Genomic DNA, 17,559 nt, shown 5'->3' on the forward strand with positions numbered 1-17,559 from the left:
TAACGGGCCTTAACTATATGGTTAGGCTAAGTATTGTGTTGGTTGTTCCCAACATGACTGGAGTTCATTAAAAAAACGACTGAGATGATCGCCATCAATGGTGGCATGATTGACCGTAATGCTTAGCGGCATGATTGTTTTGTCAGCGTCCTTCTTAAACTGGCCAGCCTGAAAGATTGGAAAGAAACTATCTAGTGGTTTGAATGGGAGGGGCGTGTAGCTACTAAAGTGGACTCCTGGAAGACAGCCGATATTAACCAGATTAGGTGTTTGTGGTGTTTTCGGCATGGGTCCTGGAAGTGCACTAAATTCAGCTTGGTCTGCTAAATAGTGTTGATAGAACGTTTCAAAATCGGTGTCGTAAGTCGTCCATAAATTGGCCATTGTCCGGTCAGCGTGTAAGATCGTATAAGACGGATGTAACACGTCAAAGGTCACCAGTTGATCGTTCAAATAGCCGATGCGCATTTCGGGATGTGTGGTCAACAAGCGACTCACTAGGTATAGATATACCGCGTTGAATTTAACGTGGTGGGCTTTAGTCCAGGCTAGGGTGGCGGTAATATCCATATTTACCGTGAGACTAAAACCGCTGGGGGCTATCTTGGTGAAATAGTAAAAATAAGTTTGGCGCGGCCAGGTTGCAGGATTAATAGCAACGGCGTGCATGTTTGGTTTAGTGGTGGTCATTTAGTTTTCCTTCCAATCTTTAGGGCGCCGATTATAGCCATGGTCATCGAATGGTTGTAAATCGTGCAGCCATTTGGTTTTGAGTGCTTTGAGCGTGGCACGCATATTAGTAACATCGGTCGTTTCCTTTTGCCACAGAATTTGATATGAAAAGTCAGCGGCAGTTTGTTGATTCCAATCAGCCTGTAACGGGTTGGACCGGTAAAAGTTTTTATTGAGATTTAGTTGATAAAAGGCCCAGCGGTTGTGTAAATTGGGCACTGTGTCAATCCAAATTTTATGATTGCGTTCGTTGGTAATTTGAATGACGCCGTAATAAGTTGGGGCAAGTTTGTATTTTTGTTGTAAGCGATGTTTTTCGACTGGTTGCATGGTTCAGTCCTCCTTAGTAGTTGTGCGCCAGTATTGCCGGCCATCGACGGTACGCTTTAAGAAGCCGTAGTCGATCAGGTAACGGCGCAGCGTGGTGTAATCGAAATAAATCGGGCGTAAATAGTGGTTGAGCTCGTCTTCGTTCATTGGTCGGTTCATCGGTACTTCATCAATGATCCGCGTTAGAATCGTGACGATCGTCTTTTGCTTTTTGGGCCACCGCTTCAATTGTAGTGGGTCATGATCAAAGTTGAAGTACTGCTTCAATGTTTGGGCCACTTCGTCTTCAGTAATCGCAAAGCGGTCATCAATAATTCCAGGTTGTTCTGGCAGGACAATCAAATCATTAGGCGTCTGACCACTCTCAAAGACGGATTGATAGATGGCCAGGTACAATTTAGCTTGTTTGGCTTTTTCACGAAATGTAAATTTTTGATGTCGAATCGTGGCCGCCGCTAATTGAAATTGTTTAGCCAAGTCGGCATCCTTGATGCCGGTCGCAAAAGCAGTCAGTAAATTTTGCTGTTTAGTGGTTAAAGTGTTGTAGCGACTCGCTAAGTGAATCAGTGGTGACTGGATACCACCATGGACGATCGTTAAATGTTGTTCGATCGTGGCCGCCGCTGTAGTCGTTTCCCAGCTAGCATCACAGTAATTACAATACCGGGCAGTGGCTGTTTGATGCCAGCCGCGTTTTAAATCATCAATCGTTAAACTAGTTAAGTCCATGAGGCTACCTCCAATGTTACTGATTATACGGCTGTTTACTGTATTTGTAAACACAATTGGCAGATTAATGTTTATCGAAATAGTAAACTTAAAATTGTCTGATATGTTTGCTGTGATAGTAAACATTGAGATTTACCTTGACACCAAGATAGCTAGTGCCTACGCTTAACGACGCTGTTTAAACGTGAAAGGACGTGGGACAATGGAAATTTATCACCGTGCATTTGGTGTTTATGGGATTATTGGCGATGAACATGCGTTGGTCGTCACTAAAAAGTTTGGTGGTCCCTATACCAATCGCTACGATTTACCAGGTGGCAGTTTGGCCGATGGTGAGCCCTTACTTGCCGCGATTCGCCGTGAGATTCAAGAAGAAACCGGGTTAATCCCGACTGAATTGACGCAATTGGGTATCACGAGTTTTCGGTATCCCTGGCAGTTCAAGCAGTGGCGGATGAACCAACATCTGGCGGTCTTTTACCGAGTGACCCGGACGACTGGGCAGCTGGCCGAACATGTCGCTAACTTTGATGGTCAAGATTCGCATGGAGCATCACGGGTGCCGTTGCATGCGTTGACTGAAGCTAATGCGTCACCGCTAGTTTTGAAGGCGAAGGCCGTGTTGTTATCTGGGCAGTTTGATCCCAGTGATCAAACCTACCCGGACTGGACGGTGCTGGATCATCCGGTTTATTGACCCGAACAAATCACGGCACGGCGCCATAAAACTAACACAACAGTGAAAAATAAGGTGAGTGCTGGATCGGTAATGTAGCTGATCTAGTAGTCACCTTATTTTTCACTTATAATCACACGCAATGATTACAAGCGTGCGCGCTGCATGGCAAAAGTCGGCTGGTTTTGATTGGTTAGTTAATCGATGTTTCCTGTGGTTGGTTTTAACCGTACCAAAATACTAGTGTGCGCCGCCAAAAAATAACATTTAACTGAATAGCGGGCTATAATTCAGTAACGTTCACATGGTGACTTTTCCGAGATGGTGATCACTTGTCATTTAATGGGGGCGCAATGTGTCGATAGTTTTTGAAAACGTTTGCCATCATGAAAGAGAGGGGATTTAAATGACCGATGTAATTCTAACCGTTAAACATCTGAATAAAAGTTACGGCCACCAGCCAGTTTTGCGTGACGTTAGTTTTGAATGCGCCCAAGGACGTATCGTGGGCCTGGTGGGCGCGAATGGCGCTGGAAAAACGACAATTATGAAAGCAATTTTAGGGTTACTTAGTACGGATGGTGAGATTCAAATCGCAGGTGAAACGATGCAACTCGATCATCACCCAATCCTAGCGACAGTCGGGTCGTTGATCGAGTATCCGAGCCTTTACCCGTATATGAGCGGCTGGGACAATTTACGGTTGTTTGCGGACGGGCCTGATGCTCAAGCACGATTGGCAGCAGTGGTGTCTGCACTAAATATGACGGACTATATCCATCAAAAAGCGCGTCACTATTCATTGGGGATGAAACAAAAGCTGGGTGTCGCCCTGGCTTTCCTGAATCAGCCTCAGTTGGTTGTTCTGGACGAACCGATGAATGGTTTGGATCCGCAAGGTACTAAGGAGTTACGTGATTTTATTTTGGCGCAAAAACAGGCGGGTGTCACATTTTTGATTTCCAGTCACATTCTCAGTGAATTGCAAAAGTTAGCAGACGACTTAGTCATTATCGATCACGGCAAAGTTATTGAGAAAACAACGATGACGACCCTGTTAACGACGACTGACCATTTTGTGATCGTGAAAACTGATCATGACGGTCAGGCCAAAGCCGCTCTGGTGGCAGCCGGTTATCAGGTAGTTGCCGACACGGCTGTGAAAGTCCACTTAGCACCCGACCATCAGGTGGCAGATGTGCTCCATGTTCTGACTAGTCACGGACTGACGGTCACGGATGTTCAGCACGAGGATGCCGACCTGGAAAGTACGATTTTAAACTTGCTGGCGACGACCAGTGCGTAGGGGGTGACGACTATGATGACGTTGTATCGACAAGAACTTATGAAACTATTTAAGAAGAAGTCCACGATTTGCTGCGGAATGATACTGGCCGCAGTCGCCGTACTTTTTGCGATTTTGGCGCGGGTCAAGCCAGTGATTTTTCCCGCCAAGACCGTGTTCACAGCGAATTTCGAAGCACAACAGTTCATCGTCTTCTTTATGGTAGCAGCGGCGGCCACGACAATCACGATGGAATTTCAATTTGGAACGATCAAGCACGTGTTAACCCAGCGCTATTCACGGCCACTCGTTTTGGTTAGTAAGTGGCTCGTGCTGTTAACTTACAGTCTACTGTTATATATCGGTAGCAGTCTGTTGGCCATTCTACTCAAAGTCTGCTTAGTGAATGATAAATTCGCAATCTTTTCGCGGGCCAAGTTCTGGCATGATTGGCTGGCTGGTGTCGGTGGTGATTTTCTTAATACGTGGCTACTGCTCAGTCTGGTGCTGCTAGTGGCCGCACTGTTTAAGAGTTCTGGCGCAGCAGTCGCGGTCGGGATCATCGGCTACTTTGTCCTTGGCATGGTCAATATTCCTATGATTGCACTCATCCGGAAGTATGCGTGGCTCAAGTGGAACCCGCTCAACATGTTCAACTTTTCGGCCCAGTTGGGATTGCCGACGCTGAGTAAAATTACTAAGCTCACGGATGTCCAGTTGTTTTGGGGCAATCTCGCTTACATTATTTTATTCTTAGTGTTAGGCCTGCTATTCTTTCGGCGGCGGGAAGCTTGAGCCGTTACCGTCTGAGGCACTGCCAGTGAATACTAAAAATCGCGCGTCCAGAAATTTCATCTTGGACGCGCGATTTTGTTGGTTGATGATTGATCACCGCGCACTTTAAAACTAGTTTACGCGTGCGGTGTCAGTTGTTCAACGAGCTCAGCATTGGGAGAAACGTACAACGTTTTCTGACCTTCATAGATCACAAAACCAGGCTTGGCACCATTGGGCTTGCGAATTCGGCGAACTTGGACGTAATCGACCGGAACGGTTGCTGAATCGCGGGCCTTTGAGAAGTAGGCGGCAAGGTTCGCAGCTTCGGTGAGTGTTTGGTCACTAGGATCATCTGAATGAATGATGACGTGTGAGCCTGGAATCTTTTGTGTATGCAGCCAATAGTCACTCTTACGGGCCGTTTTCAATGTTAATTGATCGTTTTGCCGGTTGTTTTTACCGACAAAGATCGGTGTCCCGTCGCTCGCAGTAAATTCCTGGGGCTGACTCGGTTTGCGTGAACTGCGCTGCTTTTTCTTAGTTTTGTGTTGCTTTAAGTAGCCTTGTTGCGTCAATTCTTCACGAATTTCGGTGATGTCAGCGGGGCTAGCAAGCTCGATTTGGGTCTGGATATTGTCCAGATAATCAATCTCAGCTTGGGTCAAGCTGATCTGCTCACCAACGAAGCCAACGGCATTTTTTTGCTTCTGATAACGTGAAAAATACTTCTGTGCGTTCCGGGAAGGCGAGAGCTGATTAGATAGTTGAATCTTTAACGGCGCGTTATCGTGATAATAGTCTGGTAAAGTGATCTCAGTCATCCCACGTTTGACTTCATGTAGATAGGTCGTTAAGATTTCACCTTTTAACCGCAGCTCATCGGCCTGCTTGGTGTTAGCTAAGGTTTTTTCCAACTTTTTGAGCTTATTGCGATTCTTCTTCAGGTTGTTTTTGACCACCCGAATCAGATTGCCGGCTTGTTGTTGAACTCGTTCCCGTTGGGCTGCGTCTGCATAATAGAAATCAAGCAGACTGCTCAATGAGTCGAACTGGCGCGTGGCTTTGCCAAAATGGTCAAACGGCCCCGCGGCAAACATGGTCTTGTTATTTGGTAAGGTGATCAACGTCGCCTGCGGCTGATCAAACTGTGCCAAAAAGGCCTGATAATGGTGATCAAGGTCGCCAGACTGATGCAAGTCAGCAGCTAACTGTTGCGCGCTATCACGGCCGAATCCCTGATAATGCTGCTGCAATTGTTTTGCCAGCACGTCTTCGTTGGGGTAATCCGTGACTAAGGTGTGAAAATCAGTATTCGGTGTAAAGGGGTCTTGTTTGTCTTGCTTGGGGGGCTCGATGTAGGTCGCGCCTGGTAGAAGTAGTCGGTAGCGATTCTGATCCGCACCGACATGCTTGATGACGTCAATGATCTTACCAGTCTGATTATCAACTAGGATCACGTTACTATGTCGCGCCATGATTTCGATAATCAACGTCAATGTCTCGGCATCACCGAGTTCGTTACGGGTCGTCACGGTCAGGTGCACGACCCGGTCGTTAGCGACCTGCGATACATCGGTCACGATGGCACCTTGTAAATATTTACGCATCATCATTGCGAAGTTCGTCGGCACGGCTGGATTAACGTAAGGGATTTGTGTTGTCTGAATCCGCGGGTACGTCGGGTCAGCCGATAGTAGAACTGGGTGATTCTTCCGGTTGGCACGAATGGTCAGAATCAACTCGTTTTGGTATGGCTGATTAATTTTTGAAATACGACCGCCAACTAGTGTTTGGCGTAATTCGGTGACCATGGCATGGGTAAATAAACCATCAAAGGACATGTGATCACTCGCTTTCTAAGATATTCGTTATCACTGTAAAAATACAGTTAACCGGGTACTAGTATACCGTTTTTGAACGGTTAAAAACAAGTTAGCGCCCCGCGCTGGCGCATAAAGTTAGTCGCTGCCGCTGCTGGCTGTCAAACAAACAATTAGCGGATGAACGCTTTGAATCTAAAAATGTTATATGCAAAAACTACTTTAACGGTATTTTAAATAAAAAGTAGTCGTAATTACGCCCTCTATATTGTATAATACAAATGTATTCATTGTGGGTGTTGCTATTCGCATGAATGATGATTAAAGCGTGCTAATTACGATGGAATCGCACTGAATCGTCAGCTTGCGCTGAAGCGGGCGTGTGTCAGCAAAGTTCAGTTGATTTTTTGGTTTAAAAACTTAGCACGTTTTTAATCATCAGGCGGGATAAATCAAGTCACAATGGACCGATGTGAATTATTGTTGAGAGGAATGAACTGTCATGAAGTCAAGTTTAACGGCTTTAGCGGAAACCGCTAAGTTGCAAACTGCCATGTTGAAAAAAATTACTAAGGCCCAAGGAATCACCGTTGCGGAATGGCAACTACTGATCCAGTTGGCGGCGGGGGCCAATACGCAAGAAAAATTGGCGACGGCCATGCAGCTTGATACATCTACATTAAGTCGGCAACTGGCTAGCCTAGTCAAGAAAGAACGTTTGAGCAAGGAAGCGATTGGTCGTGACCGCCGCCAACTCGTTTACACGGTCACGCCGGCAGGAACAGCGGCATTGACCACGATTAATGCGGATTATCAACGGTTTGAAGCGGAAGTTTTCGACAAATGGCCCCAAGATGAACAGAACCTTCTCCGGATTCTACTCAACCGGTTAAATAAGTCAGTTAGCCGAATTCTCGAGCCATGACTTTCCAAACGGTCGAAGGTAGAGTATAACTTAGTTTTATGCTATGATATTTGTTATTATTTAAATGAGAAGTAGGTGTAAGTCATGAAGATTGCTGTTGTTACTGACAGCACGAGCTATTTGACACCGCAAGAGGTCGCGGACAACGATATTCATGTCGTGCCGATTCCGGTTATTATAGATGGAAAAGTGTATCAAGAAGGTGTCGACATTAAAACGGCCGACTTTTACGCAAATATGAAATCATTTAAGTCGTTCCCAAGTACGTCCCAACCACCCGTGGGGGAAATGGTGGCATTCTATAACCGCTTGGGTGAACAAGGTTATGATGCGGTCATCAGTATTCATCTTGCTAGCACGATTTCCGGTTTTTATAATAGCTTGATGAACATGCGAGATATGGTCGATAATATCAAACTTTATCCGTATGACTCCCAGATCACGGTTCGTCTGATGGGCTATTTGGCAATTGAGGCCGCGCGGATGGCCAAAGCGGGTCACAGTGTTGAAGAAATTCTGGCACGCCTAGACGATCTGCGGGCCTCGATGGGCGAATACTTTATCGTGGATGATTTGCAAAATCTGGTCCGGGGTGGTCGTTTATCGAATGCGTCAGCCTTCATTGGGAGCGTGTTACGGATCAAGCCACTGTTGACTTTTGATGATCAGAGCCATGAAATCGTCGCCTTTGAGAAAGTTCGTTCAACTAAGAAAGCTTTAGCGCGAGTTGAGCACCTCTTTGCTGAAGCCCAGTCAAAAGTCGACTATCCGCTGCGAGCAATTATCGTTCAGGGCAATAATCTGGCTGCCGCTGAAGATTGGAAACAAAAGTTACAACAAATCTATCCAGACATGCCGATTGATATCACGTACTTTGGCCCAGTCATTGGCGCCCACTTAGGCGATAAATCATTAGCGTTAGCCTGGTTGAAAGACATTGATAAGGCCTACTAACATGAAAATTATTTTTTCAACGTCACCAGCTAATCAAGCAGCCGCCTATGCGTTACGCCAGGCGGTATTTGTAGAAGAACGTGGGATCAGTGCTGACGTTGAATTTGACGTCAAGGATACCGATCAGCGTGAATATGCCGTTCTTTATTTGCAACCAGATTTGCCAGTTGCAACGTTACGCCTAGAACCACAAACTGACCACGTGATGCGCTTTGGGCGGGTCTGTACCCGAAAGGCCTATCGTGGTCAGGGTCGGGGACGACAATTATTGACAGCAGCTGAGGAGTGGGCCATGCAACGTGGCTTTACTCAAGGTGAGATTCATGGTGAACTCACTGCCCAGCGTTTTTACGAACGGTGTGGTTATCAAGTCACCGCTGGCCCATATGAAGAAGATGGTGCCCCCGTCGTGATTATGCATAAGCAATTATTATGATTCAACCCGTAGCGTTGGCTTTTTGCCGGCGCTTTTTTAGGGTTTAGGCGTTGACTAACAGGGGCAAAACACGGAAAATGGACTAGATTAAACAAGTAGTGGAGAGGTGGAGCAATGATTCAAAAAACGAGGGTCGAACTTAAAACTGAAATTAAGCAACTTTTTAAGGGGCGCTGGAAAGATGCCATCTTATTATGTATTATTATTAGCTTATTGACGATTTTCGGAGTGATGGCCAATTATTCAGATCGCATGTCAGCGGGCAGTTCTACGTCTGACAGCGCAGCCTTTAAACAGCTGGGGGCACTGACGGGTACTGATATATCGCTGATTTTAGCTGTAATGGCCGGCTTTTTACTGGTCCAAGTTGGTGTTTGGCTGGTCGTTCAAATCTTTCGGATCGGGACGAGCTACGCAATGTTGGACTGGGTCCGTCAACCAGAACGCCAGATCCATCCAGTCAGCGACTCAACGATCGGGTTCACGAAGCACTATGGCTGGGCGCTGGTCGGTTTGATTATTTATAAAACGGTGCTCATCTTTTTATGGAGCCTGTTATTGGTCGTTCCAGGTATTATTAAGGCGTATGCTTATTCACAGACTTTTTATGTGTATAAGGACTTGTTAGCCGCAACACCAGCTGGGCAACCCCGTCCCCGCTATCGGGATGCGGTCACCCGTAGCCGTCATTTGATGTACGGACACAAGTGGCAGTTATTCGTGTTACATTTAAGCTTTTTAGGTTGGGAAATTCTCAGCATGTTAACGGTTGGAATCGGCCAGTTATGGTTGACACCTTATATTTATGGGGTGCTTGCCAACTATTATGATAATTTACAAGCAATTAATTAATGAACTTCAATATTAAAAATCGACACAAATAATATTGTTTCTTTTATTAAGCATTAAGACAAGCCCGCCAAAATATGGTAAACTGGCGGAAGCAAGAAAGGAAGTGCGATAGTTAATGCCTGAACAAAAACAGACGCGCATGTCACGCTTAAAAGCGCGAGAGGCTACGGGTGGCAAGCGGGGACGTAAGGCGAGTTCGCAGGGATCCCATGCACCTAAGCAACCGAACGATCCAAAGAAACCGCAAGCACCTAAGTCACCGCAAAAAAAACATCACGTTTCGTTATGGCTATTGGCTTTAATCGTGATTGCGCTCGGGGGAACGGTCGTATACTTTGTCAAAGCCGCTAGCAACCAAGACTTAGTTGAAACGACGAGTTCCTCAAGTAGCAGCAAAGCGCGGAAAAAATCATCTTCGAAGAAAGCATCGAGCACATCGAAGAAAAAGAAGAAGCATTCAAGTTCAAGTAGTGAAAGTACTAGTGAAACGACGGCTGAAAGTACGGATGCCGACACTAGCACAGATGGGACAGAAACGACGGGTGCGTATAGCAGTTCAACTGCCACTAATACGACAGCTAGTTCGCATAGCACGACGGCCAGTCATCAAACGACTACCAGTAGTGCCACCTCTCACAGTACTTCAACAGCCAGCAGCTCATCAAAGAGTGAGACGTCATCAACGAGTACTGAGAAGAGCAGCAGTAGCAGTCACTCCGGCTCGACATACGATAATTTAGATGACGCGAAGGACTATGGCGAAAACTCAATCAGTGGGAACTATAAGGTCACGACGGATAGTAATGGCTCGTACCACGTGTCAAAAGCTGATTAATTTTACGGCAATCATGATGTTTGAGCTGGGCTTTTGCGACCGTTTTCGGTATAATAGCCTTAAAATGATTGTAAGAAGTGAGTGATGAAATTGAATCACAATTATGTGGAAGTTAAGTATCCAGCCATTTTTCGTGATGAAGGCACCTACTGGGATGTCCGTTTTCCAGACGTTCCGGCCGCCCAGACCTTTGGGGCGAGTGTCCAAGTTGCTGCGGACAATGCGGCTAACGCGTTGGCAATTGCGCTCTTTGAACAATCACTACCGGCGGCGTCGGACCCGCAGTACTGGCGGCTAGCATCAACGGAATTTGTTGTTTGGATCACGATGGCGGATGTCCAATTTGGTCCGGGCGCTGATACACCAGAACCAATGAACTAATGCGTATAAGCGGCAAACGGGTCGGCACCTGATTAGTGTGTCGGACCCGTTTTCTTATTTTATGAAAGAAGTTGAGGAACCTTGCCAAACCAGCCACTAATCTTTGATACGGCCATTGCGAAGGGAAAGCCCGAGAATATCCGGCATCCGCACAATGCCTGTCCTTTTTGCGCGCCGCACCAGTTGACTGATATTCTCGCGCAAGATGCAGATCGTATCTGGCTATTGAATAAATTTCCGACCTTGCAAGCCACGTGGCAAACGATCGTGATCGAATCCGCCCGCCATGATGGCGATATTGCTACTTACTCACCCGTAGAAAATCGCGCTGTCTTTGCATTTGTATTAAAGCACTGGCAGGCCACGATTGCGAGTGGCCGGTTCCAATCGGTGCTGTGCTATAAAAGCTTTGGCCCGCATTCGGGTGGCAGCTTACGGCACCCACACATGCAAATCGTTGGCTTAACGGCCGTCGATGGCTATGCCAACGTGACAGCCGCCAACTTGACGGGGTATCCAGCGTTGACGGTCGACCGGGTCCAAGTGACCGTTTCTGATCAGCCCATCATGGGATTTGTCGAAATCAACGTCGCTGCGCCAATCACCGCTGTTACCCCTTTCGCGGATGCGGTGCAGCAAGTGGTCCAGTACACACTAAACACCTATTTTCATGGGTGGTGTGACAGTTATAACCTGTTCTTCTATCCACAGGGTGACCAGGTCGTGGCCAAAGTAGTGCCGTTATTTAACGTCTCACCATACTATATCGGCTATCGACTGGCGCAGGCGGATACACCTGAGCGAATGCGGGCTATCGCTCAGGAAATTCGGCAACAGTTCGCGCAGGCTAACCCGGTCCGCTCAAACTAGCTTAGCGGTCTGTCGCCGCAAAAGGACGAACAAGGTCCCTAAGAATCACACGATTCTTAGGGACCTTTATTTTAACGTTCATGGCCATGATTAATGGTGCTACAGTTGCGGTTGATGTCCGCGGTCAAATAGCCCGTATTTAAAAGTTACGAGGTGCCGGGCCTCGCTTGGTTAGCAGCAAGTGAGGCAGTCAGTAATGCGTGTCATCGGGTTGGCCCGCGCCGGATATAGCCGTAGAGACTGAGCCAGGCAATCAACGTCAGCAGGCCACAGCTACCGAAAGTAACGGCAAAGCCAATTCTTTGAATCAGCCAGCCAATCAGAGGAAAGACGCCAATCATGGCTAAACTAAAGACCATGCTAGCAACGCTCAGTAAGGTGGCGCGCTGGCCGTTTGGAATCAGCTGATTGAAGTAGTTAGAAAATAGCGGTTCAATCAGTGCCATTAGGCTATTGATCACTAAATAGGTGAGGACCAGGAGACCGATGAAGTGACTAAACGCACCCAGCAAGGCCATGATCATGCCTAAGCAGAGCCAGTGAAGCAATTGATGTTGGGTTTGATGTCGCTGTAGCCACGGTGTCAGTTGGATCGCCACGATATTGAGGGCCATACCGGCAAGGAGAATCGTCGTGATCAGGGGTCCACTAAAGTGTTGTGCGGTCATCACCGTTTGAAAGTAATAGTAATAAGTAGTGCCGAGTGCCGAAAAGAGCGCGTCAAAAAGCATCAAAAATCGTAAGCGACGCTGGGTCACCAACAGTTGTGCGGCCACCCGAAAAATCGTTCGTAACGACGGCTGGTCTGCATGCGGATTGGTCAACTGATGGGGGACGTGCAGCCCACTGATTGCGAGAATGGCGATGAGGGCGGCCACTAGGTAGACCCAGTAGGTGACCGTGAGATGTTGCGGCATTAACCAGCCGGCCAACACGACGCCCAACGTATCGGCAAGTTCGATCGTGGTGTTGAGAATCGTCGTAACGCGTGGATAACGTTGCGTGGCCTGAGCAGTGACGAGACTGTCATATTGGGCGGCTTCAATCGTTCCAGACTGGAGATTATACGCCCAAGCCTGTAGGATGAAGGCCAGGAGAAACCAGCCGAGACTGTGAACGGTTAACATGATGAGGGCGTGCCCGATAGCCATCAGGCGACTAAGGATCAGGACTGGCCGATAACCAAAGCGGTCGGCGATCACGCCAGAGGGGACTTCCGAGAGAAAACTAGTGAGATGAAACACACTTTCGCAGAGCCCAATTTCAACGAGTGATAGGCCTTGTTGCTGTAAAAAAATTACCCAGAGGGTGTTGATGCCAAAAAAAGCACAGGCCGCATAACCATAACTGAGGGTGAGGTTACGACGGGTAAGTGGTGATAACATATTAGACTCCTTTAGCGGTCACGTGCGGACAAAAAAAGACGACCCATTGTCGTCAGCTGCTCGTGACTTCGCAATGGCTAGTGGTCATTCAACTTGGAAAAAAGGGCAGACTGCGCCCCTGACATAACCATAACTGCAAAAATCGTGCGTTTAAGGTTGATCCAAGCTAAAGATTTAGCCACCATGTTGTTCACCACTTTCTAATAATCTCATTTTAATATCATAATAGTACCATATCAATCTTTGCCAGACAACTGCTGCCGATAAGTTTGAATAACTGATATTAGTTATGATTGTGGTATGATGTTAAGTAAATGAACAAAAGTGGAGGAATAATCATGCAGAATTTGATTCCAGGAGATATGTTGGAAGTCAATCAAAAACTTAAGTGGGAATTAGACGCGGGGATGACTGCGGATGAAAGTAGTGTGATTAATGACGCCGTGCTGGCGGGTACTCAGTACTTCGTCGATGAGGCCCTAGAAGGTAGCTACTGGACAGTCAAATGGGCTGCGGATGGTCAGACAATTGAGCTCTACGGCACAACTGGTTCGGTGGTTGGCCGGATTAAACCGCTGTCTGACACGTTAGAAAATGATTTTCGACAGGATTCACAAGGTTTATTTATCCGGATTGAAAAAGAAGTTGCGGTGATTGTTCGCGATAACTAAGCCGAATCGATTTAATGAGGTGATTGGCATGTTCGATCGAGATGAAGAACGGTTTGCAACGTTGGGCCTAGCCGCCAAGCTACCCAGCGCGGTGATTGATGGCATTTGGGATATTATTGATCAAGATCTAAAGGGAGTCGTTCGCTTACCACAGGTCCTGCAATTTGCCCTGATTGCACGGAATGGCCAGGTCACGGTGGCCTTTGACGCTCAGCACGATGCCATTATGGAATTTGACTTACCAGTTAGCTATCAACGGGAGTTCCCGGAGACGGTTGCAGTCTTAGATGACGGGCAATATCAGACGATGATGTTGATGGACGAACTCTCTGTCTAATAGCAGCGATTGTTCGACGAGCTGAATGCGAGGAAACTCGTCACTTCAGGCCGCGAATAATCGCTTTTTTGTTTGGTGGTCTTTGACTGGGCAGACGCGCCTTAAATTTGTATAATTAAATAGATGGCGTGAGGTGGGCACCGTGATGGCGAGGGCCGCCGTCCGAGTCGTGTGGCCAAGTTATTCACGAAAGTTTTGCGCCGGGATCAGAGAAAGGTGTGTGTCTAATGGCGAAAACAGCAGTGTGCATTGTCGATCAACAACGGTACCAAGTTGTGGACGGCATGCGATTAGAAGAATTGGAAACTAGTTTGCAGCAAATGATTTTAAAGGACTTTCCGCAGGCCCATAATAGTAGTTTCATTTGTAGCGAGCATCTCGTGCATTACCGCTTAGCAAAGATGGATGCGATGATCGAGAGCGACTACCAGCAAAATGATAAGGTCAATGCGCAATTATCTAAGATCCTCGCCAACCATACGTATCGCGTCGTCGATGTGAACAACGAACTGGAAAGTTCACTGACATTCGGGCAACGGGTCGCGGATGGCGTCGCGCGGTTCGGGGGGAGCTGGGCGTTTATCATCTCGTTTGTGGTCGTGATGCTCGTGTGGATGCTACTCAACGTTTTACCAATTTTCAGCCACCATTTTGACCCCTATCCCTTTATTCTATTGAACTTATTTTTAAGTATGGTCGCGGCGATTCAGGCGCCATTGATCATGATGAGTCAGAACCGGGCAGCCGAGTATGATCGTCTCCAAGCGGCCAATGATTTTAAAGTGAACTCGATGTCTGAAGAGGAGATTCGGGTCCTGCACTCGAAGGTCGATCATTTAATTCAACAAGATGAACCGAACATGCTTGAAATTCAGAAAATGCAAACCCAAATGTTAGGCGAGATTCAGGCACAAGTCAACGAATTACGGCGGTTGCAACCACGGCGACGTCGTAATCAAAGTTAAATCAGCTGCTTGAGTGGCGCACCAAAAAACTGAGTCCCGGAAGATGAAAATTCTGGGACTCAGTTTTTTTATAGCAATCCGTGACCGTCCCGTAACATTCGACGAAGCTCGTCAAGTTTGCGTACGGTCAGCGCTATTATTTGTATTTGCTTTCTAAGGCACTCATCCAGTAACCCACCGCAATTCCGACAGCGAGTGCTAAGGCACTGAATAGGTAAGTACTGAGAGTGGCATTCGCGTATGAGATACTCTCAGCTGCATATGGATTTGGAATCAATATCAGCATGGTACTAGCCAGCACGATACCGAGTATGAAATGGTAGACCCGGGAATGAAACTTTACTAATAGGTGATCCATCAACTTCGAGAACAAGGCCATTGCCAGAATACCACCGATAGCGATCGGCAAGTAGACGCCCACGATGTCTAGTTTTTTAAAGCCTGTTAGCATCGGCGTGAAGAGACCTAAAATCAGCAGTAAGTTGGAAGGGCTCAGCCCCGGCACTAGAACGCCTAAGGCAATCAGGGCGCCTGCAACGATGAACCCACCAAAGTTAGCCGGCAAAGTCCCAAACAACTCACTCATGAAGTAGAGTAGACCAGCACTCATAATGAAGGTCCCGAAGAACCAAACCCCGTCGAGCCAATCGCGCGGCCCTTGACTAGTCGCCGTCGTCATCAAGGCTGGTAAAGTCCCGATGATGGCACCCGCAAATCCCCAGAGAACGATCACCTGGGCATGTGCCAGTAAGTACTCCAGTGGGGCGGAAAGCAGGGCAATCCCGACAATACCCCCTAAGCCAACGGGAACAAAGTACCAGAAGTCGCGTTTAAAGTTACGGCGGAAGTGGGCCATAAAGCCCAGCAACCGCTCGTAAATACCGAGAATGGCGGCCAGGACCCCACCTGAGACGCCCGGTAAAATAAAGCCGAGGGCGATGACGACGCCCTTGAAGAATCGTTTCCAGAAAGTATCAGTTGTTTTAGTTGGCATAAGTAAACTCCTTTAGCTCTAATGACTGGTATTCCAGTAATAATCAAAGTAATTAAAGATACCAGAAAAAGAGCGACCTGGCAATTAAAATCCGTTTTTACCGTTTCTTTCGGTGGCAAAAGTTGCGCGGCGGATTATTTTGTCATAAAATGAATGGACGTGAAAAATTCTGTATTTTTATGAAAATTATTATTAAATTGGATTAAAGGAAAGTTGAGGTCATATGGAAAATCAGCAACTTGCCCGCAAACTAAAACGCCGTCACGTGCAGATGATTGCGCTGGGGGGCGCGATTGGGACCGGGCTCTTCTTAGGCTCCGGGTCAGCAATCAAGCAGGCGGGCCCGTCGATCTTGCTGGCGTATGCGATTGGCGGCTTTTTCTGCTACTTGATGATGCGGGCACTGGGTGAGCTTCTATTGTCAGATACGCGCTTACATTCGTTTTTGGAATTCATCAATCGGTATTTGGGTAAACGTTTCGAGTTCGCCATTGGGTGGACCTATTGGCTTTGCTGGATCAGTTTGGCCATGGCTGACTTGACTGCGAGCGGCATCTACATTCGTTACTGGTTCCCGTGGATTCCACAGTGGGTAACGCCTTTAATAATTATTTTGATTTTATTAGTATTCAATATGCTTTCCGTCAGTGCGTTTGGCGAATTAGAATACTGGTTTTCGATGATTAAGGTCGTGGCCATCATTGCCTTGATCGTGACGGGGGCGATCTTGATCGGCTCCGCGGCCCATGTCGGTGGGCAAACGGTCTCGGTGACGAACCTGGTCAGTCACGGGGGCTTCTTCCCTAAAGGCATCCAGGGGTTCCTGATGTCGTTTTCGCTCGTTATTTTTGCGTTTACGGGTATCGAGATGGTCGGAATTACAGCTGGGGAAGCTGAAAACCCCGAAAAAGAATTACCGCGGGCCATCAATAGCCTGCCGATTCGAATCTCATTCTTCTACGTGGGCGCCTTATTCGTAATCATGGCGATTTATCCCTGGGACCAGATTACGACCAGTCAGTCGCCCTTTGTGCAAGTCTTCAGCGACGTGGGCATCAAAGCGGCGGCTAGCATTATTAACTTCGTGGTTCTGACCGCGGCGCTCTCAGCTTGTAACAGTGCCATCTTTAGTACGAGCCGCACGTTATTTACGCTGGCGCACGGCGATAACGCGCCGAAGTGGATGGGAAAGGTCAATCGCTACAACGTTCCCGCCCGCTCCTTGTTATTCTCGTCCTTGATTTTACTGGTGATCGTCGCACTGAACTACGTGATTCCAAGTACCGTTTTCACGCTGATCTCGAACGTGGCGACGACCAACTTCATCATTGTTTGGTGTGCCTTGTTGGTGTGCCATTATGTCTACAAACGAACCACTGACAGTACGCATAATCCCTTTAAACTGCCACTGTTCCCCATTTCTAACATCGCGACCTTGACCTTCTTTATCGCGGTGACGGTCGTCTTGTGCTTTGATCAAGTCAACCGCTGGGCAGTCATCGGTTCAGTCGTTTGGTTCGTCGTTTTATTAGTCATTGAGCGAAGTATGCATCACGTTACTGAATAACGATTGAGCGTCAACGCCGGTCATCAGTCTTGGTAAAC

Annotated in this window: 20 protein-coding genes; 14 read left to right on the plus strand and 6 right to left on the minus strand. The window is 47.4% G+C overall.

Going from position 1 to position 17,559, the window contains the following annotated elements; translation table 11 throughout:
- Positions 1-21: 21 nt before the first annotated feature.
- The 3 genes from V7R88_RS06875 to V7R88_RS06885 are packed head-to-tail and all read right to left on the minus strand — an operon-like array spanning position 22 to position 1,791.
- Positions 22-690: a chloramphenicol acetyltransferase gene (locus V7R88_RS06875; RefSeq protein WP_060599094.1), complete on the minus strand. Its 669-nt coding sequence runs from the start codon at positions 688-690 to the stop codon at positions 22-24.
- A complete protein-coding gene (locus V7R88_RS06880; RefSeq protein WP_003645057.1) occupies positions 691-1,062 on the minus strand; it encodes a GIY-YIG nuclease family protein in 372 nt (123 codons plus the stop codon).
- 3 nt (positions 1,063-1,065) lie between these two features.
- Positions 1,066-1,791, minus strand: a complete 726-nt coding sequence (locus V7R88_RS06885; RefSeq protein WP_057717193.1) for a DUF2087 domain-containing protein — start codon at positions 1,789-1,791, stop codon at positions 1,066-1,068.
- 202 nt (positions 1,792-1,993) lie between these two features.
- Here V7R88_RS06885 and V7R88_RS06890 point away from each other — a divergent pair, with 202 nt between their 5' ends.
- From V7R88_RS06890 to V7R88_RS06900, 3 genes are all read left to right on the plus strand, one after another.
- Positions 1,994-2,488 (plus strand): NUDIX hydrolase, encoded by a 495-nt coding sequence (locus V7R88_RS06890; protein WP_060599095.1) that lies wholly within the window; start codon positions 1,994-1,996, stop codon positions 2,486-2,488.
- A 385-nt stretch (positions 2,489-2,873) separates the two neighbouring features.
- Positions 2,874-3,773: an ABC transporter ATP-binding protein gene (locus V7R88_RS06895; RefSeq protein WP_057717192.1), complete on the plus strand. Its 900-nt coding sequence runs from the start codon at positions 2,874-2,876 to the stop codon at positions 3,771-3,773.
- 12 nt (positions 3,774-3,785) lie between these two features.
- Entirely contained in the window at positions 3,786-4,547 is a 762-nt protein-coding gene (locus V7R88_RS06900; RefSeq protein WP_057717191.1) for an ABC transporter permease, read from the plus strand.
- 116 nt (positions 4,548-4,663) lie between these two features.
- On the opposite strand, the gene V7R88_RS06905 is transcribed toward V7R88_RS06900, so the two are convergent.
- The gene (locus V7R88_RS06905; protein ID WP_054398351.1) at positions 4,664-6,370 is read right to left on the minus strand and encodes an NFACT RNA binding domain-containing protein; all 1,707 of its coding nucleotides are present in this window, start codon (positions 6,368-6,370) and stop codon (positions 4,664-4,666) included.
- 481 nt (positions 6,371-6,851) lie between these two features.
- Here V7R88_RS06905 and V7R88_RS06910 point away from each other — a divergent pair, with 481 nt between their 5' ends.
- From V7R88_RS06910 to V7R88_RS06940, 7 genes are all read left to right on the plus strand, one after another.
- A complete protein-coding gene (locus V7R88_RS06910) occupies positions 6,852-7,274 on the plus strand; it encodes a MarR family winged helix-turn-helix transcriptional regulator (protein WP_054398353.1) in 423 nt (140 codons plus the stop codon).
- A gap of 84 nt (positions 7,275-7,358) precedes the next feature.
- Positions 7,359-8,228, plus strand: coding sequence for a DegV family protein (locus V7R88_RS06915; protein WP_011101553.1), 870 nt, complete (start codon positions 7,359-7,361; stop codon positions 8,226-8,228).
- Between the two features lies 1 nt (position 8,229).
- Positions 8,230-8,664: a GNAT family N-acetyltransferase gene (locus V7R88_RS06920; RefSeq protein WP_057717190.1), complete on the plus strand. Its 435-nt coding sequence runs from the start codon at positions 8,230-8,232 to the stop codon at positions 8,662-8,664.
- 114 nt (positions 8,665-8,778) lie between these two features.
- Positions 8,779-9,516: a DUF975 family protein gene (locus V7R88_RS06925; RefSeq protein WP_054398359.1), complete on the plus strand. Its 738-nt coding sequence runs from the start codon at positions 8,779-8,781 to the stop codon at positions 9,514-9,516.
- A 115-nt stretch (positions 9,517-9,631) separates the two neighbouring features.
- Positions 9,632-10,351, plus strand: a complete 720-nt coding sequence (locus V7R88_RS06930) for a hypothetical protein (RefSeq protein WP_054398361.1) — start codon at positions 9,632-9,634, stop codon at positions 10,349-10,351.
- A 90-nt stretch (positions 10,352-10,441) separates the two neighbouring features.
- Positions 10,442-10,732 carry an RNA-binding protein gene (locus tag V7R88_RS06935; RefSeq protein WP_013355535.1) on the plus strand — a complete coding sequence of 97 codons (291 nt, stop codon included), beginning with the start codon at positions 10,442-10,444 and terminating at the stop codon, positions 10,730-10,732.
- A gap of 81 nt (positions 10,733-10,813) precedes the next feature.
- Positions 10,814-11,602, plus strand: coding sequence for a DUF4931 domain-containing protein (locus V7R88_RS06940; protein WP_054398363.1), 789 nt, complete (start codon positions 10,814-10,816; stop codon positions 11,600-11,602).
- A gap of 203 nt (positions 11,603-11,805) precedes the next feature.
- Here V7R88_RS06940 and V7R88_RS06945 read toward each other — a convergent pair whose 3' ends face one another.
- Positions 11,806-12,987: an MFS transporter gene (locus V7R88_RS06945; protein ID WP_057717189.1), complete on the minus strand. Its 1,182-nt coding sequence runs from the start codon at positions 12,985-12,987 to the stop codon at positions 11,806-11,808.
- Between the two features lie 338 nt (positions 12,988-13,325).
- Here V7R88_RS06945 and V7R88_RS06950 point away from each other — a divergent pair, with 338 nt between their 5' ends.
- The 3 genes from V7R88_RS06950 (at position 13,326) to V7R88_RS06960 (ending at position 14,960) form a co-directional block, all read left to right on the plus strand.
- Positions 13,326-13,658: a hypothetical protein gene (locus V7R88_RS06950; RefSeq protein WP_054398367.1), complete on the plus strand. Its 333-nt coding sequence runs from the start codon at positions 13,326-13,328 to the stop codon at positions 13,656-13,658.
- Between the two features lie 28 nt (positions 13,659-13,686).
- Positions 13,687-13,995 carry a DUF960 domain-containing protein gene (locus tag V7R88_RS06955; protein WP_057717188.1) on the plus strand — a complete coding sequence of 103 codons (309 nt, stop codon included), beginning with the start codon at positions 13,687-13,689 and terminating at the stop codon, positions 13,993-13,995.
- Positions 13,996-14,222: 227 nt separating this feature from the next.
- Positions 14,223-14,960: a DUF1003 domain-containing protein gene (locus tag V7R88_RS06960; protein WP_054398371.1), complete on the plus strand. Its 738-nt coding sequence runs from the start codon at positions 14,223-14,225 to the stop codon at positions 14,958-14,960.
- Positions 14,961-15,096: 136 nt separating this feature from the next.
- On the opposite strand, the gene V7R88_RS06965 is transcribed toward V7R88_RS06960, so the two are convergent.
- Complete coding sequence (locus tag V7R88_RS06965) at positions 15,097-15,954, minus strand: DUF368 domain-containing protein (RefSeq protein ID WP_054398373.1); 858 nt, start codon at positions 15,952-15,954, stop codon at positions 15,097-15,099.
- Between the two features lie 223 nt (positions 15,955-16,177).
- Between V7R88_RS06965 and V7R88_RS06970 the strand changes: the two genes are divergently transcribed.
- Positions 16,178-17,521 carry an amino acid permease gene (locus V7R88_RS06970; RefSeq protein ID WP_054398375.1) on the plus strand — a complete coding sequence of 448 codons (1,344 nt, stop codon included), beginning with the start codon at positions 16,178-16,180 and terminating at the stop codon, positions 17,519-17,521.
- The last annotated feature ends 38 nt before the right edge of the window (positions 17,522-17,559 follow it).

Origin of the sequence: Lactiplantibacillus argentoratensis, from assembly GCF_037290055.1 — a bacterium.
Taxonomy (GTDB): domain Bacteria; phylum Bacillota; class Bacilli; order Lactobacillales; family Lactobacillaceae; genus Lactiplantibacillus; species Lactiplantibacillus plantarum.